The following is a 2550-nucleotide window of genomic DNA, read 5'->3' as shown; positions in this document are numbered from 1 at the left end:
GACCACGAGCCCGATGCACGAGCCGGCCGGGGCGTGCGGCCCCGTGCGCGCGGGGGGCAGCAGCCTGCCGACGGGGACCCCCGCGACCACGCACTCCTGCCGCACCCCGAAGTTGGTCATCAGCACGACCGCGACGGTGTGCCCGTCCCCCGTGACACGCGAGGCGGTGCCGATGCCGCCCTTGAAGTCGAAGCAGGACATCCCGGTGCCCGACCCGACGGCACCTTCGGCGGGCGGGCTGCCCGCGCCGACCGAGTCCACGGCGGCGCGCCACGCCGTCCGCACGTCGTCGCCGGTGACCTGCATCCGCCGGCAGTCGTTGAGGAAGGAGTCGTCGCACTCCGCGACGACCGGGATCACCACGTCGTCGGCGGCCTCGGGGTGCTGCTCCAGCGTGATCTCGCACGCGGCGTCGTACACCCTCCCCAGCTGCATCGTCGAGGTCAGGTAGACGGGGGTCTCGGCCGAGCCCCACTCCGCCGCGGTGAGGAAGCCGGTGCACTCGCCGGCGCCGTTGAGCACGGCGCCGCCCGCGGGGACCGGCCGCAGGTAGGCGTCCTCGGCGAGCAGCACGCAGGTGACCCCGGTGCGCGCGACCCCGCGGCCGTCGGGAGGCGCCGGCTCGTCGCGGTGGACCGTCGCGTGGCCGAGGCCCGCCCCCGCGACGTCGAGGACGGAGTTGGTGGGCCCCGGGGGCAGTGCCCCGACGACGATCCCCAGGTCGCGCGCGCGTGGCATGCCGCACATCCTGCCCCACCGGCCCGGACCTCGCCGAGGCGCGGGCCCGGTGGGCGGATAGGTCAGGTGGACCTGGGTCGGACCAGCCGGTCGACCAGCACCACGATCGCCGAGACCGCCATCGCAGCGAGGAACACCCCGACCGCACCGGTCACCGAGGACATGATCTCGGGGTCGATGATCATCACCAGTGCCAGCGCCAGCATCAGCACTCCACTGCCCAGCTTGAGCAGCCGGCCCTGCTTCTCCTGGATCCTGGTGGCGCGCAGGGTGAAGACCGCGGTGAGGAAGATGACCAGCTCGTCGATCTGGTAGATGAGCATGTAGAGCAGCAGCAGCAGAGCGAAGGTCAGCGGGCCGGCCTCCTGGGTCTGCAGGAGGTTGGTCCACAGCACCGGGAACCCCGCGGTGCAGCCGAACTCGACGAGGGACACGCCGGCGGCCAGCACGGCGGTGGCACCGATCATGGCGGGCATCGAGTCGCCCTTGTCCAGCACCCGCCGCATCCCGGCGTAGATGCCCGGCTTCTTGGAGTCCGGGATCGTCAGGGAGAGACCCTGCTTGAACCAGAAGTAGTCCTTGATGCTGACCAGCGCCATGAACAGGGCCACCGTCGCGACGGCCACCCGGATCCACGGCGCGAACCCCACGAAGGTGAAGACGGTGAACAGGCCGCCGATGAACATCGCGTACACCGCCGCGGTCACCAGGATGAAGGTGCCGCCGATCACCAGCGTGTGCCGGCGCGAGGCGCGACGCAGCGACAGGGCGATCAGCACGGTGAGCACCCACAGCGAGCAGGGGTTGACGCCGTCGACGAAGGAGATGAGCAGGGTCGAGACCACCAGCGGGCGGTCGGCCAGCCCGACACTGCCGACGAGGGGGACGTCGATGGCCTCCTCGGCCTCGTCCTCGCTGCCGCACGCGAGCGGCTCGCCGTCCGGGCTGGTGCCGCAGCTCTGGCCGGTGTCGGTGGTGGTGCCCTCGGTGCCGTCCAGCTCGACGGTGCTCGGGTCGGGGCAGCCCTGGGTCGTGCACGCGTCGACCACGGACGTGATCGCGGTGTCGGTGGCGCCCTCGCGGAACCCCACCCAGGCGTGCCGGCCGATGAAGATGACCGGGACCCCGGTGGGGGTGATCCGGTAGGCATCGGCCATCTGACCCAGCAGGTCGCGATTCTCTGCGGAGTGCCAGACCTCGAAGCGGTTCACCCGCAGCTCGGGGTGGCTCTCGGCGAGCCCCTCCAGGAACGGGGTGGCCTTCGCGCAGACCGGACATCCGTCGCCGTAGAAGTAGTAGACCTGGGTCTCCTGCGTCGCGACCCGGTCGACCGCGCTTCTCCCGTCGCGCTCGCCCGACCAGGCGGGGGCGGCGCCGCCGAGCAGCAGGGTCGCGCCGGCGAGCAGCGCCAGCAGGAGGCCGGCGATCCGCGGCAGCGGCTGCTGCCGTCCGCGCGCCGTCATGGGGATCCCTCCGAGCTGACGCCGCCCGTCGACGTCGTCACCAACCTACTATCCCGCGTAGTAGGTACGTGGTCGAAACTCCGGCGGTGGAACAGGTGTTCGATTGGAGGTAGCCTGGTGCGGTGCCCGCACCTGCTCCGTCCGGTCCCGGCGTCGCCCCGCCCGGCTGGCCCGCCTCGGTGCGCCCGCCCGGGGCGCCGGGCTGGGAGCGCACCGCCACCGCCTGGCTGCTGGACCTCTGTCCTCCGGAGTACCGCGGCTACCCCGCGCTGCGCCGGCACCTCGTCGTGCTCGCGCGCTTCGCCGTGCTCCACGTCGAGGCCTGCCAGGCGGCGGCCCGGCGCGGGCT

Annotated in this window: 3 protein-coding genes; 1 reads left to right on the top strand and 2 read right to left on the bottom strand. The window is 72.5% G+C overall.

Annotated features, from left to right (window positions below):
* Together PLP61_RS16475 and PLP61_RS16470 are read right to left on the bottom strand one after the other, a co-directional pair.
* A partial coding sequence (locus tag PLP61_RS16475; RefSeq protein WP_324503847.1) for a P1 family peptidase occupies positions 1 to 738 on the bottom strand: 738 nt, incomplete at its 3' end.
* 62 nt (positions 739 to 800) lie between these two features.
* On the bottom strand, positions 801 to 2201 hold the full coding sequence (locus PLP61_RS16470) for a thioredoxin family protein (RefSeq protein ID WP_324503846.1): 1401 nt from the start codon (positions 2199 to 2201) through the stop codon (positions 801 to 803).
* 122 nt (positions 2202 to 2323) lie between these two features.
* Between PLP61_RS16470 and PLP61_RS16465 the strand changes: the two genes are divergently transcribed.
* A partial coding sequence (locus PLP61_RS16465) for a hypothetical protein (RefSeq protein ID WP_324503845.1) occupies positions 2324 to 2550 on the top strand: 227 nt, incomplete at its 3' end.

This window comes from Nocardioides sp. (assembly GCF_035429765.1).
Taxonomy (GTDB): domain Bacteria; phylum Actinomycetota; class Actinomycetes; order Propionibacteriales; family Nocardioidaceae; genus Nocardioides.
The sequence above is the reverse complement of the archived record's forward strand: the minus strand, read 5'-3'. Positions and strand labels throughout refer to the sequence as shown.

Coding starts and splice junctions, on each gene's coding strand:
- PLP61_RS16470 (WP_324503846.1), bottom strand. CDS start 2,201: ATGACGGCGCGCGGACGGCAGCAGCCGCTGCCGCGGATCGCCGGCCTC.